A 16,189-nucleotide genomic window follows, 5' to 3' on the forward strand; every position below is an offset into this window, starting at 1 on the left:
TGAGCGGAGACGGGCCATGCACGTCGGTGTGCACATCAATCGGTTCAACCATCCCGAGGGCGGGGGCGCGCTCGGCGCCGAACTCGCCGCCGCCGGGGCCGCGGCGGAAGCGGCCGGGGTCAGCCGCCTGTCGGTGATGGACCACTACTTCCAGATGGAGTTCAACGGCGGCGCCGAGGACCCGATGCTGGAGGCCTACACGACGCTCGGCTTCCTTGCGGCGAACACCTCCACGGTCAAGCTGGGCGCGCTCGTCACCGGCGTCACCTACCGCCACCCCGGCCTCCTCGCGAAGATCGTCACCACCCTCGACGTCCTCTCCGGCGGCCGGGCCTGGCTCGGGATCGGCGCGGCCTGGTACGACCGCGAGCACGCGGGCCTCGGCGTGCCGTACCCGGCGGTCGCCGAGCGCTTCGAGCGGCTGGAGGAGACGCTGCGGATCACCCTCCAGATGTGGGACCCGGAGAACAACGGCCCCTTCGAGGGACGGCACTACCAGCTCGCCGAGACCCTCTGCGTCCCGGCGCCGGTCAGCGCCCCGCACCCCGAGATCCTCATCGGCGGCGAGGGCGAGAAGAAGACGCTGCGGCTGGTGGCCCGGTACGGCGACGCCTGCAACCTCTTCGCCTCGTCCCCGGAGTCCGTGCGCCACAAGCTGGAGGTGCTGCGCGGGCACTGCGAGACGGAGGGCCGGGACTACGACACGATCACCAAGACGATGACGTACATGGGCGGCGCGGCCGGGGAAGGCGACGTCGAGGCGTTCCTCGCGGACATCGCCGGGTACGGCAAGCTCGGCATCGAGACGGTGATCCTCGGGCCGACGGTCGGGAACCCGGCCGGGTGGATCGAGGGGTTCGTGGGGCAGGTCGCGCCGAGGCTGGCGGAGCTGGACTGAGCGCGGGCACGCGAGAGGGGCCGGAGCTTCTTCCGGAAAGCTCCGGCCCCACTTACGGGCCGGGGGTCTTCAAAGGCTCCGGCCCTGGTACGGCTGCTGCGCGCCTCAGGCGGCGGCGGGCTCCGTCGCCTGGCCGTGCAGGGCGTTGACGACCTCGGCCAGCTGCGCGGCGACCTCGGCGTCGTCCGACGGGTGGGTCTCGGCGAAGCGGGTCAGGGAGCCGGGGACGGAGAGCTTGGCGTCCTCCAGGACCTTGCCACCGGCGATGCCGACGGCCTTGCGGGCCTCGTCCTGCGCCCAGACGCCGCCGAACTGGCCGAAGGCGGTGCCGACCACGGCGGCGGGCTTGCCGGTGAAGGCGCCGGCGCCGTACGGGCGGGACAGCCAGTCGATGGCGTTCTTCAGGACGGCCGGGATCGTGCCGTTGTACTCGGGGGAGAAGAGCAGGAAGGCGTCGGCGGAGCCGGCGGCCTCGCGCAGCTTCGCGGCGGCGGCCGGGACGCTGCCCTCGACGTCGATGTCCTCGTTGTAGAACGGCACGTCGCCGAGGCCCTCGAACAGCACGACCTCGGCGCCCTCGGGAGCGACCTTGACAGCGGCCTCGGCGAGCTGACGGTTGGTCGAGCCGGCGCGGAGGCTGCCTACGAGCGCCAGGATACGGACAGACATGGGTACTCCCAGGAGTGCGGAACAAAGCTGTATGGGGATCCGGACCGAGGTCCGTTTAAGGTTCTACCACCACAACCGGACCACGGTCCAGTTTCATTCCCGGTGCTTTACGCTGAGTTCATGTCCGCCCTTCTGCCCCCCTTCGTGAACCCTTCGGACGACTCCTTCACCGGCCCCTCCGCCGGCCCCGAACTCCTCCAGCTCGAACAGCCGGACGACGAGCCGTGCCTGCGGGCGGACGCCGCGCGCAACCGCGCCCGGCTGCTCGACGCCGCGGCCAGACTCGTCGCCGAGCACGGCGCCGCCGGTGTCACGATGGAGGCCGTCGCCGTCGAGGCGAACGTCGGGAAGGGCACCGTCTTCCGCCGCTTCGGCGACCGCACCGGCCTCCTCACCGCACTCCTCGACCACTCCGCGCACAAGTTCCAGACCGCGTTCATGTCAGGTCCCCCGCCGCTGGGGCCCGGCGCCCCGCCGGTCGAGCGGCTGCACGCCTTCGGGCACGAACTGCTGCGCACCACCGTCGACCACATGGACCTCCAGCTCGCCGCCGAACCCGCGGCCGACCGCCGCTACGCCGTCGGCGCGGGCCGCTTCCTGCACAGCCACGTCGCGATGCTGCTGCGCCAGTGCGTCCCCGACGCCGATCACGTCCTGCTGGCCCACGCCCTCATGGGCTATCTGAGCCCGCCGTTCGTCAACCACATGGTCCGCCAGTGCGGCGAGCCCATGGAGCGGCTCGAAGCCGGGTGGAGCGACCTAGTGGACCGGGTGACGCGAACCCCCTGTGACCCCTGAGGCGGGTGTCGTCCGAGGCCGGGAGCACGCTGTGTGACGAAGGTCTCGTCACCCTCCCGCGACCCTGGTCACAAGGGGTCTGGACCAGCCGGAAAGACGTCGTCCTGAATTCCCCTTGCCCCCCTCCGGCCGTCCTGCGCCCCGCATCTGCCAAGATGCCGTACGTCATGGTGCAGATACCCAGAACGCCCGTGCCGCCCGCGCCGCGGTCCGTGCCCACCAGCGCCGATGTCGCCCGCCTCGCCGGAGTCTCCCGGGCGACCGTCTCCTACGTCCTGAACAACACCAGTGCCGTCCGGATCAGCGAACCCACCCGCCACCGCGTCCACGAGGCCGCCCGCGAACTGGGGTACGTCCCGCACGCCGCCGCCCGCAGCCTGCGCGCCGGGCACAGCCGCATGGTGCTGATGCCCTCCCCGACCGTCGCCGCCGGCCCCCTCTACAGCCAGTTCGTGCACGACCTCCAGCAGTCGCTCAGCCACCTCGGCTACACCGTCGTCCAGTACGGCGCCAGCGGCATGAGCGGCCAGGAAGCCGTACGTGCCTGGGCCGAACTGCGGCCGGTCGCCGTCCTGGTGCCGGGCAACGGCATCAGCGCGGAGGGCGTCGCCGTCCTGAAACGCGCCGGGGCCAAGGCCGTTGTCGCTCTCGCCGCCGAACACGTCCCGGGCGCCCACACGTTGATCCTCGACCACAGCGACGTCGGCCGCCTCGCCGCCCGGCACCTGTACGAGCGAGGGCGGCGCCGGATCGGTGTCGTCGTCCCCGTCGAACGAGGGATGGACATGTTCTCCACGCCCCGACTGGCCGGAGTACGCGCGGAGTTGGCCGGGACCGGCGCCGAGGTCACCGAGCTGCGGATGGCCCACACCGAGGAGTCCGCCGTCGAACTCGCCGCCCGCTGGCCGGACTTCGGGCTCGACGGGGTGTTCGCCTACAACGACGAGTACGCCCTTCCGCTGCTGCGCGCCCTCCAGGACACGGGAGTCCGCGTTCCCGAGGACGTCTCGCTCGTCGGCGCCGACGACCTCCTCATCGCGCGGCTGTCCCGGCCCCGTCTCACCTCCGTCGCGATCCGGATTCCCGGCGGGCCCGACCTCGCCGACCTCGTCGACCGCGCGGTGCACGCGCCCGGGACCGAGGCCGAGTACGCGGACGCGATCCAAGTCGCTCTGGTGACGCGGGAGTCCAGCTGAATCCGGTGCGGTGAATTCGGTGCTGTGAATGTGCGCCGAGGGCCGTCGCAATTCTGTTCGACGTGACTAAGCTGTTGCGCGCTCAACCAATTGGGGCTCGCGCTCTCCATCCCCGCGGGCCGCCGTACAGAGCCGCCGAACGGAGAGCCGACATGCCGCTGCTCGACCCCTCGACCTGGCTGACCCACCCGGGCGGCGAACACCCCGTCGTCGAGGCCGCCACCGGTGAACGGCTCGCCGGTGTCACCCTCGCCGCGCCCGAGGACGTCGCCGCCGCCACCGAGGCCGCCCACGCCGCCCAGCGCGACTGGGCCGCCGCACCCCACTTCGTCCGCGCCGCCGTCCTGCGCAAGGCAGGGGACCTGTTCACCGCGCACGCCCCCGAACTCCGCGACTGGCTCGTCCGCGAGGCCGGTTCGATCCCCGGCAAGGCCGACTTCGAACTCCACGTCGCCGCCCAGGAGTGCTACGAGGCCGCCGCCCTCGCCTCCCGGCCCACGGGACAGCTCCTGCCCAGCGAACAGCCCCGGCTCTCCTACACCCGCCGGGTGCCCGTCGGCGTCGTCGGCGTCATCGCGCCCTTCAACGCGCCGCTGATCCTCTCCATCCGGTCCGTCGCCCCCGCGCTCGCGCTCGGGAACGCCGTCGTGCTGAAGCCCGATCCGCGTACCGCCGTCTGCGGGGGACACGCGCTCGCGGCGATATTCGCCGAGGCGGGGCTCCCGGACGGGCTGCTGCACGTGCTGCCGGGCGGCGCCGAGACCGGGGCCGCGCTCGTCGCCGACCCCCGGGTGCCCGTCCTGTCGTTCACCGGGTCCACCGGCGCCGGACGCGCCGTCGGCGAACTCGCCGGGCGCCACCTCAAGCGGGTCCACCTCGAACTCGGCGGGAACTCCGCGCTGATCGTCCTCGACGACGCCGACCTCGACACCGTCATCTCCACCGCCGCCTGGGGGTCCTTCTTCCACCAGGGCCAGATCTGCATGACCACCGGCCGCCACCTCGTCCACCGCTCGCTCTACGAGGAGTACGTCGCGCGGCTCGCCGCCAAGGCCGACTCCCTCGCCGTCGGCGACCCCCACCGCGAACAGGTCCACCTCGGGCCGCTCATCGACGACGGGCAGCTCGCCAAGGTCCACGGGCTCGTCACCGCGAGCGTCTCCGCCGGGGCCAAGGTCGCCGCCGGCGGCACCCACGAAGGGCGCTACTACCGGCCCACCGTCCTCGCCGACGTCACCGACGACACCCCCGCGTACGCCGAGGAGGTCTTCGGGCCCGTCGCCCCCGTACGCCCCTTCGACACCGCCGAAGAGGCCGTCGCCCTCGCCTCAGCGAGCACATACGGCCTCTCCCTCGGCATCGTCACCCCCGACGTCGGCCGGGGCCTCGACCTCGCCTCCCGCATCCCCACCGGCATCGTCCACATCAACGACCAGACCGTGAACGACGAGGCCGTCGCGCCCTTCGGCGGGCTCGCCGCGTCCGGGAACGGGGCGCGGTTCGGGGGCGAGGCGAACCTCGACGCGTTCACCGACCTGCGGTGGACGACCGTACGGGGGGACGCGGCGCAGTACCCGTTCTAGCTCTCGGCGGGCTTGTCCTGCTCCTGCTTCTGCTGCTCCGCGATCGACTTGCGGACCTCGTCCATGTCCAGCTTGCGCGCCTGTCCGATGACGTCCGCCAGGGCCGCCTCGGGCAGCGCGCCCGGCTGCGAGAACACCGCGACCTGGTCACGGACGATCATCAGCGTCGGGATCGACTGGATCCCGAACGCCGCCGCCAGCTCCGGCTGGGCCTCCGTGTCGATCTTCCCGAACACCAGATCCGGGTTCGCCTCCGCCGCCTTCTCGTAGACCGGCGCGAACGAACGGCACGGGCCGCACCACGCCGCCCAGAAGTCGATCAGCACGAACTCGTTCTCGGTGACCGTCGTGTCGAAGTTCTCCTTGGTGAGCTCCACCGTGCTGCTCATGCTGTCCAACCTCTTCCGTGGGGATCTCGTGGGCATCCGTCCCGGCAAACACGGCCCGGGACGTGGGTATTCCGGGCCCTTACCCCTGTGGCCCCCGCGTACGCCACCCACCAGACTGGGCCCATGACTGATATCTACGACGTGATCGTCATTGGCGCAGGGCCTGTTGGTGAGAATGTCGCCGACCGTACGCGGGCCGCGGGGCTCAGCACCGCGATCGTCGAGAGCGAGCTCGTCGGGGGCGAGTGTTCCTACTGGGCCTGTATGCCGAGCAAGGCGCTGCTCCGGCCGGTCATCGCGCGTGCGGACGCGCGCCGGGTGCCGGGGCTGCGGGACGCCGTCGCCGGGCCCCTCGACGTTCCCGCCGTTCTCGCCAACCGGGACTCCTTCACGTCCCACTGGAAGGACGACGGGCAGGTCGGGTGGATCGAGGGGATCGGGGCGGACCTGTACCGGGGGCACGGGCGCATCTCCGGCGAGCGGACGGTGACGGTCGGCGGGCAGGTGCTGACCGCTCGGCACGCGGTGGTCGTCGCGACGGGGTCGCGGGCCGCCTTGCCCGGGCTGGAGGGGCTTGCCGAGGTCCGGCCCTGGACCAGCCGGGAGGCGACGAGTTCGCAGAGTGTGCCGGGGCGGCTGGTCGTCGTCGGTGGGGGAGTGGTCGCGGTCGAGATGGCCACGGCGTATCAGGCGCTGGGGTCCCGGGTGACGGTGCTGGTGCGGGGGAGCGGGGGGCTGCTGCCGAGGATGGAGCCGTTCGCCGGGGAGCTGGTCGCCGAGGCGTTGACGGAGGCGGGGGCGGAGATCCGTACGGGGGTGAACGTCGCGTCGGTCCGGCGGGACGAGGGCGGCGCGGTGCGGGTGGGTCTGGACAGCGGTGACGTGATCGAGGCGGACGAGATCCTCTTCGCGACGGGGCGTGCGCCGCGTACGGACGACCTGGGCCTGGAGACGGTCGGCCTGACGCCGGGTACGTGGCTGGAGGTGGACGACACGCTCCAGGTGACGGGCGTGGACTGGCTCTACGCGGTGGGCGACGCGAACCACCGGGCGCTCCTGACGCACCAGGGCAAGTACCAGGCCCGTATCGCGGGCGCGGCGATCGCGGCCAGGGTGTCGGGCGATCCGCTGGGCGCTGCCCACCACGCGACCGCCGACCATGACGCGGTCCCGCAGGTGGTCTTCACGGACCCGGAGGCGGCCTCGGCGGGGCTGACCCTGGCGGAGGCGGAGTCCGCGGGGCACCGGGTCCGCGCGGTGGACGTGGAGTTCTCGTCGGTGGCGGGGGCGGGGCTGTACGCCGAGGGGTACCGGGGGCGGGCGCGCATGGTGGTGGACCTGGAGGAGGAGATCGTCAGGGGGGTGACCTTCGTGGGGCCCGGGGTGGGGGAGCTGATCCACGCGGCGACGATCGCCGTCGCCGGGCGCGTGCCGGTGGACCGGCTGTGGCATGCGGTGCCGGCTTATCCGACGGTCAGTGAGGTGTGGTTGCGGCTGCTGGAGGCGTACCGGGATCGGTAGGCAGGGCCCTGGGGTTCGCGGCGGCCCCCTGGGGCAGCCCTTGGGACAGCTCTTAGGGCAGTCCTTAGGGCAGTCCCTAGGGCAGCGCGAACCCCAACCCCTCCGCCGCCTCCCTCGGCGTCCCCTGCCCCCACCTCTCCGCCAGCACCTCGCTCGCCGCCAGCGACCTCAGCTCCGCCCGGTCCAGGTACAGCCCCCCGTCCAGGTGGTCCGTCTCGTGCTGGACGATCCGCGCGGCCCAGCCCGAGAACACCTCGTCGAGGATGCGGCCCGTCTCGTCCTCGCCCTTGAGACGGACCTCGGCGTGGCGGGCCACGACCGCCTGGTAGCCGGGGACGCTCAGGCAGCCCTCGTAGAACGCGGCCCGTCCGGGGCCCACTCCTTCGTACGAGGGGTTGATCAGGACCCGGAACGGCTGCGGGGCGCGGCTCCGCGCCGCCTTGATCTCCTCCGGGACCGTCGCCGGGTCCTCGATCACCGCGATGCGCAGGGGGACGCCGACCTGGGGGGCGGCGAGGCCCACGCCGGGAGCCGCGTGCATCGTGACGCGGAGGGCCTCGATGAAGCGGGCCAGCAGGGTGGGGGCGAGCTGGCCCTCGTACCGGGGAGTGCTCGCGCGAAGGACCGGGTCGCCCGCCGCGACGATCGGCAACGGGCCCTCCGTGGAGAGGAGTTGTTCGATCCGGTCCGTGAGGTGGGTGTTCGGGGGTGTCATCGGGTCAGGATGCCACGCGGGCGACGGGGTGTGACGTAGGTCACTGAAATCGGCGGGAACTTCCGCGCCCCTCCCTCCGACTACTGGACCGCAACAGCCGTCCCCAGCCCCCGGAGAGCCCCGCCGATGTCCACTGCTCCCCCGATCACCACGGACGACGCCCCGAAGGCGGACCCGGCGCCGAAGAAGCGGGGTCCGTGGGCGCCGCTGCGTCCGCTCGTCCTGCGGCTGCACTTCTACGCCGGAATCCTGATCGCCCCGTTCCTGCTGGTCTCCGCGCTCACCGGCCTGGTCTACGCCGCCTCGTTCCAGGTGGAGAAGATCGTGTACGCCGATGAACTCACCGTCCCGGTGGGCGAGTCGAAGCTCCCGATATCGGAGCAGGTCGCAGCGGCGAGGAAAGCGCACCCGGAAGGTACGGTCTCGGCGATCAGGGTCTCGCCGGAGGACGACGCGACGACCCGCGTACTGCTGTCCGGAGTGAAGGGGGTCGAGGCCACCCACACGCTCGCCGTCTTCGTGGACCCGTACACGGCGCAGGTGAAGGGCGACCTGGAGCAGTACGGCTCGACCGGCGCCCTCCCCCTCCGCACGTGGCTCAGCGAGTTCCACCGGGACCTGAAACTGGGCGACAACGGCCGCCTGTACAGCGAGTTCGGGGCGAGCTGGCTGTGGGTCATCGCGCTGGGCGGCATCGCGCTGTGGTTCTCGCGGCGCAGGGCCCTGCGGAAGGTACGCGGCACGAGTGGCCGCCGCCGCACCCTGGGCCTGCACGGCGCGCTGGGCGTCTGGGTGGCGCTGGGCTTCGTGTTCCTGTCCGCGACGGGCCTCACCTGGTCCAAGTACGCGGGCGAGAGCGTCACGCAACTGCGCACCTCCCTCGGCCAGACGACCCCGTCGGTGTCGTCGGCGGCGTCGGGCGGCGAGCACGCCGGACACGGTTCCGCCTCGGCGACCGGCGGTACGGGCGAGCACGGCGTGGGCCTGGACAAGGTCCTCGCGGCGGCGCGGGCGAAGGGCCTCGGCGACCCCGTCGAGATCGTGCCGCCGGTCGACGCGGAGTCGGCGTACGTGGTCCGGCAGATCCAGCGGAGCTGGCCGGAGAAGCAGGACGCGGTGGCCGTGGACCCGGGGAGCGGCGAGGTCACGGACACGGTGAGGTTCGCGGACTACCCGGTGCTGGCGAAGCTGACCCGCTGGGGCATCGACCTGCACACCGGCATCCTCTTCGGCCTGGTCAACCAGATCGCGCTGGCGCTGCTGGCGCTCGCGCTGGTCGCGATGATCCTGCTGGGCTACCGGATGTGGTGGCAGCGAGGGCGGGGCAGGGCGTTCGGGCGGCCGGTCCCGAGGGGTGCGTGGGCGGAGGTCCCGCCGTATCTCCTCGTACCCGGGATGGCGCTGGTCGCGGCGCTGGGCTACTTCGTCCCGCTGCTGGGGATTCCGCTGGCCGGGTTCATCGTGGTGGACGTGGTGCTGGGGGAGATCGCGCACCGCAAGAAGAAGGCGGCCGTCTGACGATACGGGCCCGGTTCCACGCGCGGAACCGGGCCCTGCGTTGATCAACTACGCGTCCTGCTCCACGAGTTCGGCGTTGGCGCGCTCCGCCACCACCTCCAGCACCCGCCCCGCGACCGTCAGCTCCTCCTCCGTGAGCCCGGCGTAGATCCGCGCCGACACCTCCGCGATCTCCGCACTCGCCGCCGCGAAGAGCGCGCGCCCGGCGTCGGTGGGCCGCAGGAGGTGAGGCCCGTCGAAGAACTCCAGGTACCCCCGCGCGGCGAGGTTGGTCACCGCCTCCTTCGACACGGCGAAGTCGTTCTTGAGGTCCGCGGTGAGCTTGTCCGCGACGTCGTCCGGCCTGAAGGGGCCGCCGACGGCGAGCGAGGCGCGCAGCGCGAGGTGGTCGAGGAAGCCGAGCCGGTGCCGGTCGAGAACCTGCTCGACGACCGCGCGTCCGGCGTAGTGGGCGAGGCCGATGATGCGGCCGTCGACAGTGGTCATGACGTCTCCCGAGTGATGTCGTCGGGCCGGGGTGAGCCCCCGGCCTCGGTGGAACTGGCCTCGACGGAACCGGCGTCGCCGGGCAGCGTGAGTGGTGTCTCCAGCAGCAGCCGCAGCTCGTCCGCGAAAGCCGCCGCCCGTGCGCTGTCCTGCCCCCCGAGCGGTGCCAGCATCTGGTCCAGCAGCCCCTGTACGACCCCGATCGCCCGCCGGGTCACCGCACTCCCCTCCTCCGTGAGGGTGAGCCGCATGGCGCGCGGATCCCGGGGGTCCTTCTCCCGTACGAGGAACCCCGCGGACTCCAGCGCCCGCGCCAGCTTGGAGACGTACAGCGCTTCGAGCCCCGTCTGATCGGCGAGCCGGCGCTGACTGGGCGGCTGTACCCCCGCCCGCCGCATTCCGTGCAGCGAGGCGAGGACGACGTACTGCGCGTGCGTAAGACCCAGCGGGGCCAGCGCGCGGTCCACCGCGACCCGCCACTTGTTGGCGAGGCGCCAGACCAGCGAGCCGTGCGTCGCCTTCTCGTTCCCGGTGCTCATGGATCGATACTGTACATGGCTACTATGTCCATGGCTACTGTTTCGGCGGGGTTGCCGGACGGTCGACCACTGGTCCACAGCACAGACGCCCCTACCTGCGACGTTCAGGTAGGGGCGGCTGTGCTGTGGGTTGTGGGCTAGCGCACGCGGCCCCGGGGTTTCAGCGGGGTCGCGGGGAGTTCAGGGGCGGGCAGGCGGTCGCCGTCGTATCCCTTGACGTCGCCGAAGCGGGTGCCGGTCGCCCAGTCGGCGCGCGCCTGTGCGATCTCCTCCTGGGACCGCCCGATCCAGTTCCAGAACATGACCAGCTCCTCCTCGAACGGCTCGCCGCCCAGGAGCATCACGCTCGCGTCCGAGCCCGCCCGCAGCGGGAGTTCGGTACGTCCGCAGCCGAGGTAGAGCATCGAGCCGGGGAGGACGGGGACGCCGTCCACGTGGGTCTCGCCGGACATCGCGAGGACCGCGTACTCGAAGTCGGGGTCCAGGGGGAGGCGTACGTCCGTGCCCTCGGCCAGCGTGAGGTCCGCGCCGGTGATCGGGGTGTAGGCGGTGCCCGGGGAGGTGGCGCCGTCGAGGGTGCCGAGGATCAGGGTCGCGGTGAGGCCGGGGGCCGTCACCTCGGGGAGCGTCGCGTGGTGCTCGAACGCCGGTTCCGTGTGGCGGTGCGCGTCCGGGAGGGCGACCCAGAGCTGGGCGCCGTGCAGGAGGCGGGCGTGGTCGCGGGGGCTCTCCTCGGAGTGGCTGATCGCCCGGCCCGAGGTCATCAGGCCCAGTTCACGCGGGCGGATCGTCTGGAGGCTGCCGATGGAGTCGCGGTGCAGGACCTCGCCCTCGTGCAGCCAACTGACGGTCTGGAGACCCATGTGGGGGTGCGGGGGGACCTGCATGCCGGGTTCGTCGGCGATGTCGTCCGGGCCGTAATGATCTACGAAGCACCAGGCGCCGACCATCCTCCTGCCCAGGTTCGGCAGCAGGCGGCGTACCTCGGTGGACCCTCCGAGCTGGACCCGGCGGGGGGTGAGGAGTTCGCGTACCGGTTCCGCTACGACGAACCCCAGGCCGCCGCAGGCGGCGGGGGCCGGGGCCCGATCTAGGTTGCTCATGGGGGCAAACCTAGCGGGAGTTCCGCGCCTGGGTGGGGCGGAGCTCTTGGTCCGCGTGGGGGTTGGGGAGAGGGGTGAGTCGAGTGACCCGCCGCCGGCGTGGGGGTACGCGCGGCGGGCCCGGCCGCCTCGCCGTGGGGGCGTGCGGGCGGCCGTCGGTGTCAGGCCGGGAGCGGGGGGTCACGGGGTACTGGGGGTGCCGTTGTGGCCGGTGTCGTGGGTGCGGATCATCACGGCGTAGTCCGACACCAGCGACCCGTCACCTGCCCGGCGGGCCTGAGTGCGCAACCCGTCCAGCTCGGCGCAGCGGTCGCAGCCGGGCACAGGGTCCGACTTCGGGCCCCACACCGACAGGTCGAACGGCTCAGGGGAACACGTCGTCTCGGGCGTCCTCACTGTTTCCCGCCTTCTTCCTCGCGGGCCTTCTCCAGGGTTTCCTCGTGGGCGCGGAGGACGGGAAGGCTCCGGAGGATGAAGCCGGCGAGGCGTTCCATCCGGCAGAGGTCGCCGACGAAGCGCGGCGGCACCGTCCAGTGGCTCCCCGGAGGCCGGGTGCGGCTGATGTCCGGCACCCCCAGCCAGGAGTCACTCGTGTCGCTCGTGAGGTACGGGGCTTCGTCGGGGTAGGGCCACTTGAGAGGCTCGGCCGGGACGAGGGCGTAGTACGACACCCCGATCTCGTGCCGGTCGTGGACGACGGGACCGCGCAACTCCTTCGCCAGGAGGGCGGACACGGGCTTGTGGTCCGTGCTGCCGCTGACGAGATGGATGAGGCTTCCGGGGATGCGTACGGCGGAGAACGGGCGGCCGAGGGGAAGAAGGGAAACCCCCTGATTCGCCCAGTCGGCGTGTGCCTGATCGGTTTCGGCGTGAGCGCTCGCGAGCCCCCCCGGATCGCCCGCTCGCGGTCCCGGTCGGCACCGATGGCGGAGGCCGGGAGGAGCCCGGGGGCGGCGGAGATCATGACGCCAGTGGCGGGTGTGTCGGGTGGCGGGTTGGAAGTGTCGGTCATGCTGCGGACTCCCCTTGCTGGAGTGCGTGCGCGAGTCGTAGGGCCACGTCCGACCGGACACGGCCGAGGTCCACGAGCCCGAGACTCGGCGAGGCGGGGTCTACTCCGAGCGACGGCAGCACGATCCCAGCGCGTTCTTGGCCGTGCGAAGTACCTCCATGGCCAAGAACGGGTCCGGGTCGACGATGGGCGTAGTCGCAGGAGCAGAGACCATGAACGGCACCGTACGGAGCGCCTGTTGACGGGCACCACGTGATGTTCTCGAATGTTCTCGACGAGCAGCCGGATGTTCCCGAATGGTCTCAGGCAGGAGACGTAACTCTGCATGACTGCCCCGCTACGGGGGTCATGCTGAAGGCGCGGGAACTCCAACTACGCTCAGGGAGGCATCACATGGCCCGACGCTTGCGGTTCAACGGGACCGACAGCAAGCACGGCGGATGCCCTGCCGTGCATGAGGACCTCGACTCGAAGGAGGTCGTCGTACAAGGCCAGCCCCTCACGGACCCCGACGACATCGCCCAGCTCCAGCACTTCAGCCCCGGAGAAATGGCAGTGGTCGTTCCTCGGGAGCTCCTGGTCAATCACGGCCCCAAGGAGATGGACCGCGTGCCCGAGCTCATCGACCTCGAAGAGTTCGGCCGGCTGTTCCACCACATCGAGCACTCGGCGTGGCACCTGGAGACCCGGCGCGGATACGCGTCCGACCGCGAGGACTCCTCCTACGAGGTCTTCCTGGAGACCGGCACCGCTCCGATGGATCTGGACAGCGAGTGGTGCGTGAACATCCGGGAACAGACTTCGCAGGGCAAGTACATCGGCCGCGTTCGCGTCGTCGACAGCCCGCCCACCAAGGGGCAGTTGTTCCTGCTCAGCTACGCGGAATGCAACGCGGCGACCGGCGAGGACGTTCGGAACGTCTGGCGCGACGACGCTGCCCGGGTCCACCTTCCGGACGACGACGATGTCCTCCTCCACGTCGAGGTGATCACCGAACCTGCCGAGGTGCTGCGGTACTGCCAGGTCCGTGACGCTGCGGTCCACGCGTCCATCCCGTACGACGAGTTCGGGTCCCAGCTCCACACGAAGGGGTAGGCCACGCCGGTGAGCACCGACTTCCAGCTGGCCCGGGAAGCCCTCGGCATCCGCCTCAGGGAACTACGGCTGTCAGCGCCTGGAGGCCGGCTCACCGGCCCGCAGCTCGCCCAACGACTCGGGTGGCCGCACTCGAAGATCTACAAGCTGGAGAACGGTAAGCAGACGGCGTCCGCCAGTGACCTCCGCGCCTGGGCGGACGCCGTTGAAACCCCGCACGCCTACGACGAGCTGGAAACTCAGCTACGAGGCTTCGAGCTGCACATCCGGTCCTGGCGGCGCCAGCTGGCGGAAGGCCACCGCCCGGTACAGGACTCCTGGAACCTGGAAGTCGACCGGTCCGCCGTCATCCATGCCTGGGAAGAAGCCGTCATCCCCGGCATGCTCCAGACCCCCGACTACGCCCGCGCGATCTTCATTCGCTACGCCGATCTCTCCGGGTCGACACGTGACACCGAGGAAGCCGTACGCGCCCGGGATCTGCGTCAAAGGTGGCTGTACGACGGTCGGCATCGGCTGCACGTCCTGGTCTGGGAAGCGGCCCTCCACGCGCTGATCTGCTCGCCCTCCGTCATGGTCGCGCAACTCGACCGCCTGGTGGGAGTGATCGGTATGGACACGGTGGAGCTGGGGATCATTCCACTCAGCGCCTCCCTGAAGATCCCAGCCGCCAACGGTTTCTGGATCTTCGACGAGCGGCTGGTGATCACCGAGGACTGGCACGCCGAGGTGTGGCTGAACGATGCTGACTCCCTTGCCACCTATCTGCGAATCTGGCGAACGCTCCGTGAGTCGGCGGTCTACGGGGCAGATGCACACGCCGTGATCGCGCGAGCCCGCCGCGCTGTCCAGTCCGGGGCATGACGAAGCGGCCCCCGCCCTCCCGCAAGGGGAGGACAGGAGCCGTAAGTCACGGTCGCCACGGCGTCAGATCCAGCAACCCCGCCGGAACCGCGAGTGCGACGTAGCCGAGCGCCTGCGCGCGGGCACCCCACCAGCAGCCCGGCGAGTCCGGGACACCCGGTGTCCGGAAGTGGTGGAAGGGCGTGTTCCGAGTGCTCTCCGAGTTGGTTCTGAGGGGTTCCGCCACATGATCGACGTGTTGGTTCGAGGGCCTGTCTCCGTAGTGGGCGGGGCGGTCGTGGCGTGGGATCTGGGAGGAGTGGCATGTCGATCACGAGGGACTGCGTCGTGGAGTTCGGGGCGGAGGAGACGGCGTGGGGCGTCTCTTCGTTCTGGGAGCGGTATGTGCCGGGGGAGGTGGTGTTCCGGCCCGAGGCGGGGGTGTACGTGGTGTCGGCGGAGGGCGTTTCGGTGAGCGTGCCGCTGGACGTCGGGGTGCTGGCCGTGCCGGTCGGGGACGTGGGGCGGGTTGTGGCGGAGGCGGAGGCCGCGGGGGTGGCGGTGACCGAGGGGGCGCGGGCCGTCGGGCCGTACGGCGTGGCCGTCGAGTTCCGGGAGGTGTCGGCCGAGGCGCTCGTGTCGCGGGTGCTGGCCCGGACCGACACCGTCACCCCGTGGGCGATCCGCGCCGCGGTGACGTTGCGGCTGCCCGATCTGCTGGCCGGCGCGGCGTTGTCCGCGGTGGAGGCGGCGGAGCGGGTGGGGGCCGATGCGGATGCGTTGCACCGGTTGCTCAGGCTGCTGGCCCGGCACGGTGTTCTCGTGGAGACCGCCGACGGCAGGTTCCGGGGGACCGAGTTGTCCGAGGCGCTCCGGGAGGGGCACGCGTCGGGGCTGGCGTCGTCGCTGGACCTGGGCAGTGCGCAGGCGCGGATCGACGAGGTGTCCCGGGGGATCCTGCACTCGGTGCGTACCGGGGAGCCGGTGTACGAGCGTCTGTTCGGGCTGCCGATGTGGGAGGACTTCGCCGCCGAGCCGGCGTTCTCGGCGTCCTTCCAGGAGTGGATGAGCCGCAAGACGACGCTGCTGGCCCCCTCGATCGCCGAGGGCTACGACTGGAGCGGCGTACGGCATGTGCTGGACGTCGGCGGCGGCTGGGGCACCCTGCTGGCCGCGCTCCTGGAGCGGATGCCCGGCGTGCGCGGGACCCTGCTGGAACTGCCCGGCACGGCCGAGGAAGCGGTGCGGGAACTCGCCGACAGCGGTGCCCCCGTCTCCGTGGTGGCCGGCAGCTTCTTCGACGCGCTCCCGGCGGGCGCCGACACGGTCGTCCTGCACAACGTCCTCGTCAACTGGGACGACGAGGCGGCGGCCCGCATCCTGCGGCGGTGCGCGGAGGCGGTCGGACCGCAGGGGCGGGTGCTCGTCCTCGAAGGGCTCCCCTCGGAGGAGGCCGGCGAGGCCGGCGGCGGGAGCGGTGGCGTCCTCGACGACCAGCGGCTCCTCGCCCAGATCGACGTCCTCATGCTGATGCTCTTCGGCGGCAAGGAGCGTTCCCTGTCCGAGTACGGGCGGCTGGCGGAGACGGCGGGCCTCGCTGTCACCTCCGTCTCTCCCACCGCGTCCGGTGTCTTCGTCGTCGAGTGCCGCCCCGTGTAGGGCACAGGCCCGTCGGCTGACCAGCCGCCGTACGCACGCCCCCGCGCCGACCGCCCTGAACCAGCGGCCGGCGCGGGGGCGTTCGTGCGCAACAGCGGTGACCTTTGTCCGATACCTGGGAACCTTAGGGTTTCAAGTACCTGGAGTCCTGGGGAGGAACGATTC

The 16,189-nt window shown here is 71.5% G+C and carries 17 protein-coding genes; 9 read left to right on the forward strand and 8 right to left on the reverse strand.

All coding sequences use genetic code 11. From position 1 onward, the window contains the following. Positions 1 to 16 precede the first annotated feature (16 nt). A complete protein-coding gene (locus J8M50_RS20465; RefSeq protein ID WP_010353788.1) occupies positions 17 to 898 on the forward strand; it encodes an LLM class F420-dependent oxidoreductase in 882 nt (293 codons plus the stop codon). Positions 899 to 1,003: 105 nt separating this feature from the next. On the opposite strand, the gene J8M50_RS20470 is transcribed toward J8M50_RS20465, so the two are convergent. Beyond that, a complete protein-coding gene (locus tag J8M50_RS20470) occupies positions 1,004 to 1,567 on the reverse strand; it encodes an NAD(P)H-dependent oxidoreductase (RefSeq protein WP_010353787.1) in 564 nt (187 codons plus the stop codon). Between the two features lie 120 nt (positions 1,568 to 1,687). Between J8M50_RS20470 and J8M50_RS20475 the strand changes: the two genes are divergently transcribed. From J8M50_RS20475 to J8M50_RS20485, 3 genes are all read left to right on the forward strand, one after another. Next, positions 1,688 to 2,365: a TetR/AcrR family transcriptional regulator gene (locus J8M50_RS20475; protein ID WP_010353785.1), complete on the forward strand. Its 678-nt coding sequence runs from the start codon at positions 1,688 to 1,690 to the stop codon at positions 2,363 to 2,365. A gap of 155 nt (positions 2,366 to 2,520) precedes the next feature. Continuing rightward, a complete protein-coding gene (locus J8M50_RS20480; protein WP_029183864.1) occupies positions 2,521 to 3,561 on the forward strand; it encodes a LacI family DNA-binding transcriptional regulator in 1,041 nt (346 codons plus the stop codon). A gap of 152 nt (positions 3,562 to 3,713) precedes the next feature. Next, complete coding sequence (locus J8M50_RS20485) at positions 3,714 to 5,144, forward strand: benzaldehyde dehydrogenase (RefSeq protein ID WP_010353783.1); 1,431 nt, start codon at positions 3,714 to 3,716, stop codon at positions 5,142 to 5,144. On the opposite strand, the gene trxA is transcribed toward J8M50_RS20485, so the two are convergent. Continuing rightward, on the reverse strand, positions 5,141 to 5,533 hold the full coding sequence (gene trxA, locus J8M50_RS20490; protein WP_010353782.1) for a thioredoxin: 393 nt from the start codon (positions 5,531 to 5,533) through the stop codon (positions 5,141 to 5,143). The genes J8M50_RS20485 and trxA overlap by 4 nt on opposite strands. A 123-nt stretch (positions 5,534 to 5,656) precedes the next feature. On the opposite strand from trxA, the gene J8M50_RS20495 reads away from it, so the two are divergent. Continuing rightward, the gene (locus tag J8M50_RS20495) at positions 5,657 to 7,054 is read left to right on the forward strand and encodes a dihydrolipoyl dehydrogenase family protein (RefSeq protein ID WP_178855061.1); all 1,398 of its coding nucleotides are present in this window, start codon (positions 5,657 to 5,659) and stop codon (positions 7,052 to 7,054) included. A 76-nt stretch (positions 7,055 to 7,130) separates the two neighbouring features. Here J8M50_RS20495 and J8M50_RS20500 read toward each other — a convergent pair whose 3' ends face one another. Continuing rightward, positions 7,131 to 7,769, reverse strand: coding sequence for a peptide deformylase (locus tag J8M50_RS20500; RefSeq protein WP_010353779.1), 639 nt, complete (start codon positions 7,767 to 7,769; stop codon positions 7,131 to 7,133). 126 nt (positions 7,770 to 7,895) lie between these two features. On the opposite strand from J8M50_RS20500, the gene J8M50_RS20505 reads away from it, so the two are divergent. Continuing rightward, a complete protein-coding gene (locus J8M50_RS20505) occupies positions 7,896 to 9,287 on the forward strand; it encodes a PepSY-associated TM helix domain-containing protein (protein ID WP_010353778.1) in 1,392 nt (463 codons plus the stop codon). A 48-nt stretch (positions 9,288 to 9,335) separates the two neighbouring features. On the opposite strand, the gene J8M50_RS20510 is transcribed toward J8M50_RS20505, so the two are convergent. From J8M50_RS20510 to J8M50_RS20530, 5 genes are all read right to left on the reverse strand, one after another. Next, positions 9,336 to 9,773, reverse strand: a complete 438-nt coding sequence (locus tag J8M50_RS20510; RefSeq protein WP_010353777.1) for a MarR family winged helix-turn-helix transcriptional regulator — start codon at positions 9,771 to 9,773, stop codon at positions 9,336 to 9,338. Beyond that, positions 9,770 to 10,312, reverse strand: coding sequence for a MarR family winged helix-turn-helix transcriptional regulator (locus J8M50_RS20515; RefSeq protein WP_010353776.1), 543 nt, complete (start codon positions 10,310 to 10,312; stop codon positions 9,770 to 9,772). The genes J8M50_RS20510 and J8M50_RS20515 overlap by 4 nt, the downstream gene beginning before the upstream one ends. A 137-nt stretch (positions 10,313 to 10,449) precedes the next feature. Further along, positions 10,450 to 11,415, reverse strand: a complete 966-nt coding sequence (locus J8M50_RS20520; protein ID WP_010353775.1) for a pirin family protein — start codon at positions 11,413 to 11,415, stop codon at positions 10,450 to 10,452. A 180-nt stretch (positions 11,416 to 11,595) separates the two neighbouring features. Next, positions 11,596 to 11,811: a hypothetical protein gene (locus J8M50_RS20525; protein ID WP_010353774.1), complete on the reverse strand. Its 216-nt coding sequence runs from the start codon at positions 11,809 to 11,811 to the stop codon at positions 11,596 to 11,598. Then, complete coding sequence (locus J8M50_RS20530; protein WP_010353773.1) at positions 11,808 to 12,149, reverse strand: hypothetical protein; 342 nt, start codon at positions 12,147 to 12,149, stop codon at positions 11,808 to 11,810. Before J8M50_RS20530 ends, J8M50_RS20525 begins: the two co-directional genes overlap by 4 nt. Before the next feature lie 671 nt (positions 12,150 to 12,820). Here J8M50_RS20530 and J8M50_RS20540 point away from each other — a divergent pair. The 3 genes from J8M50_RS20540 (at position 12,821) to J8M50_RS20550 (ending at position 16,024) form a co-directional block, all read left to right on the forward strand. Beyond that, the gene (locus tag J8M50_RS20540; protein ID WP_010353772.1) at positions 12,821 to 13,522 is read left to right on the forward strand and encodes a DUF6879 family protein; all 702 of its coding nucleotides are present in this window, start codon (positions 12,821 to 12,823) and stop codon (positions 13,520 to 13,522) included. A 9-nt stretch (positions 13,523 to 13,531) separates the two neighbouring features. Next, positions 13,532 to 14,386 (forward strand): helix-turn-helix domain-containing protein, encoded by an 855-nt coding sequence (locus J8M50_RS20545; RefSeq protein WP_010353771.1) that lies wholly within the window; start codon positions 13,532 to 13,534, stop codon positions 14,384 to 14,386. A 303-nt stretch (positions 14,387 to 14,689) separates the two neighbouring features. Beyond that, positions 14,690 to 16,024 carry a methyltransferase gene (locus J8M50_RS20550; protein ID WP_010353770.1) on the forward strand — a complete coding sequence of 445 codons (1,335 nt, stop codon included), beginning with the start codon at positions 14,690 to 14,692 and terminating at the stop codon, positions 16,022 to 16,024. The last annotated feature ends 165 nt before the right edge of the window (positions 16,025 to 16,189 follow it).

This window comes from Streptomyces acidiscabies (assembly GCF_020010905.1).
Lineage (GTDB): Bacteria > Actinomycetota > Actinomycetes > Streptomycetales > Streptomycetaceae > Streptomyces > Streptomyces acidiscabies.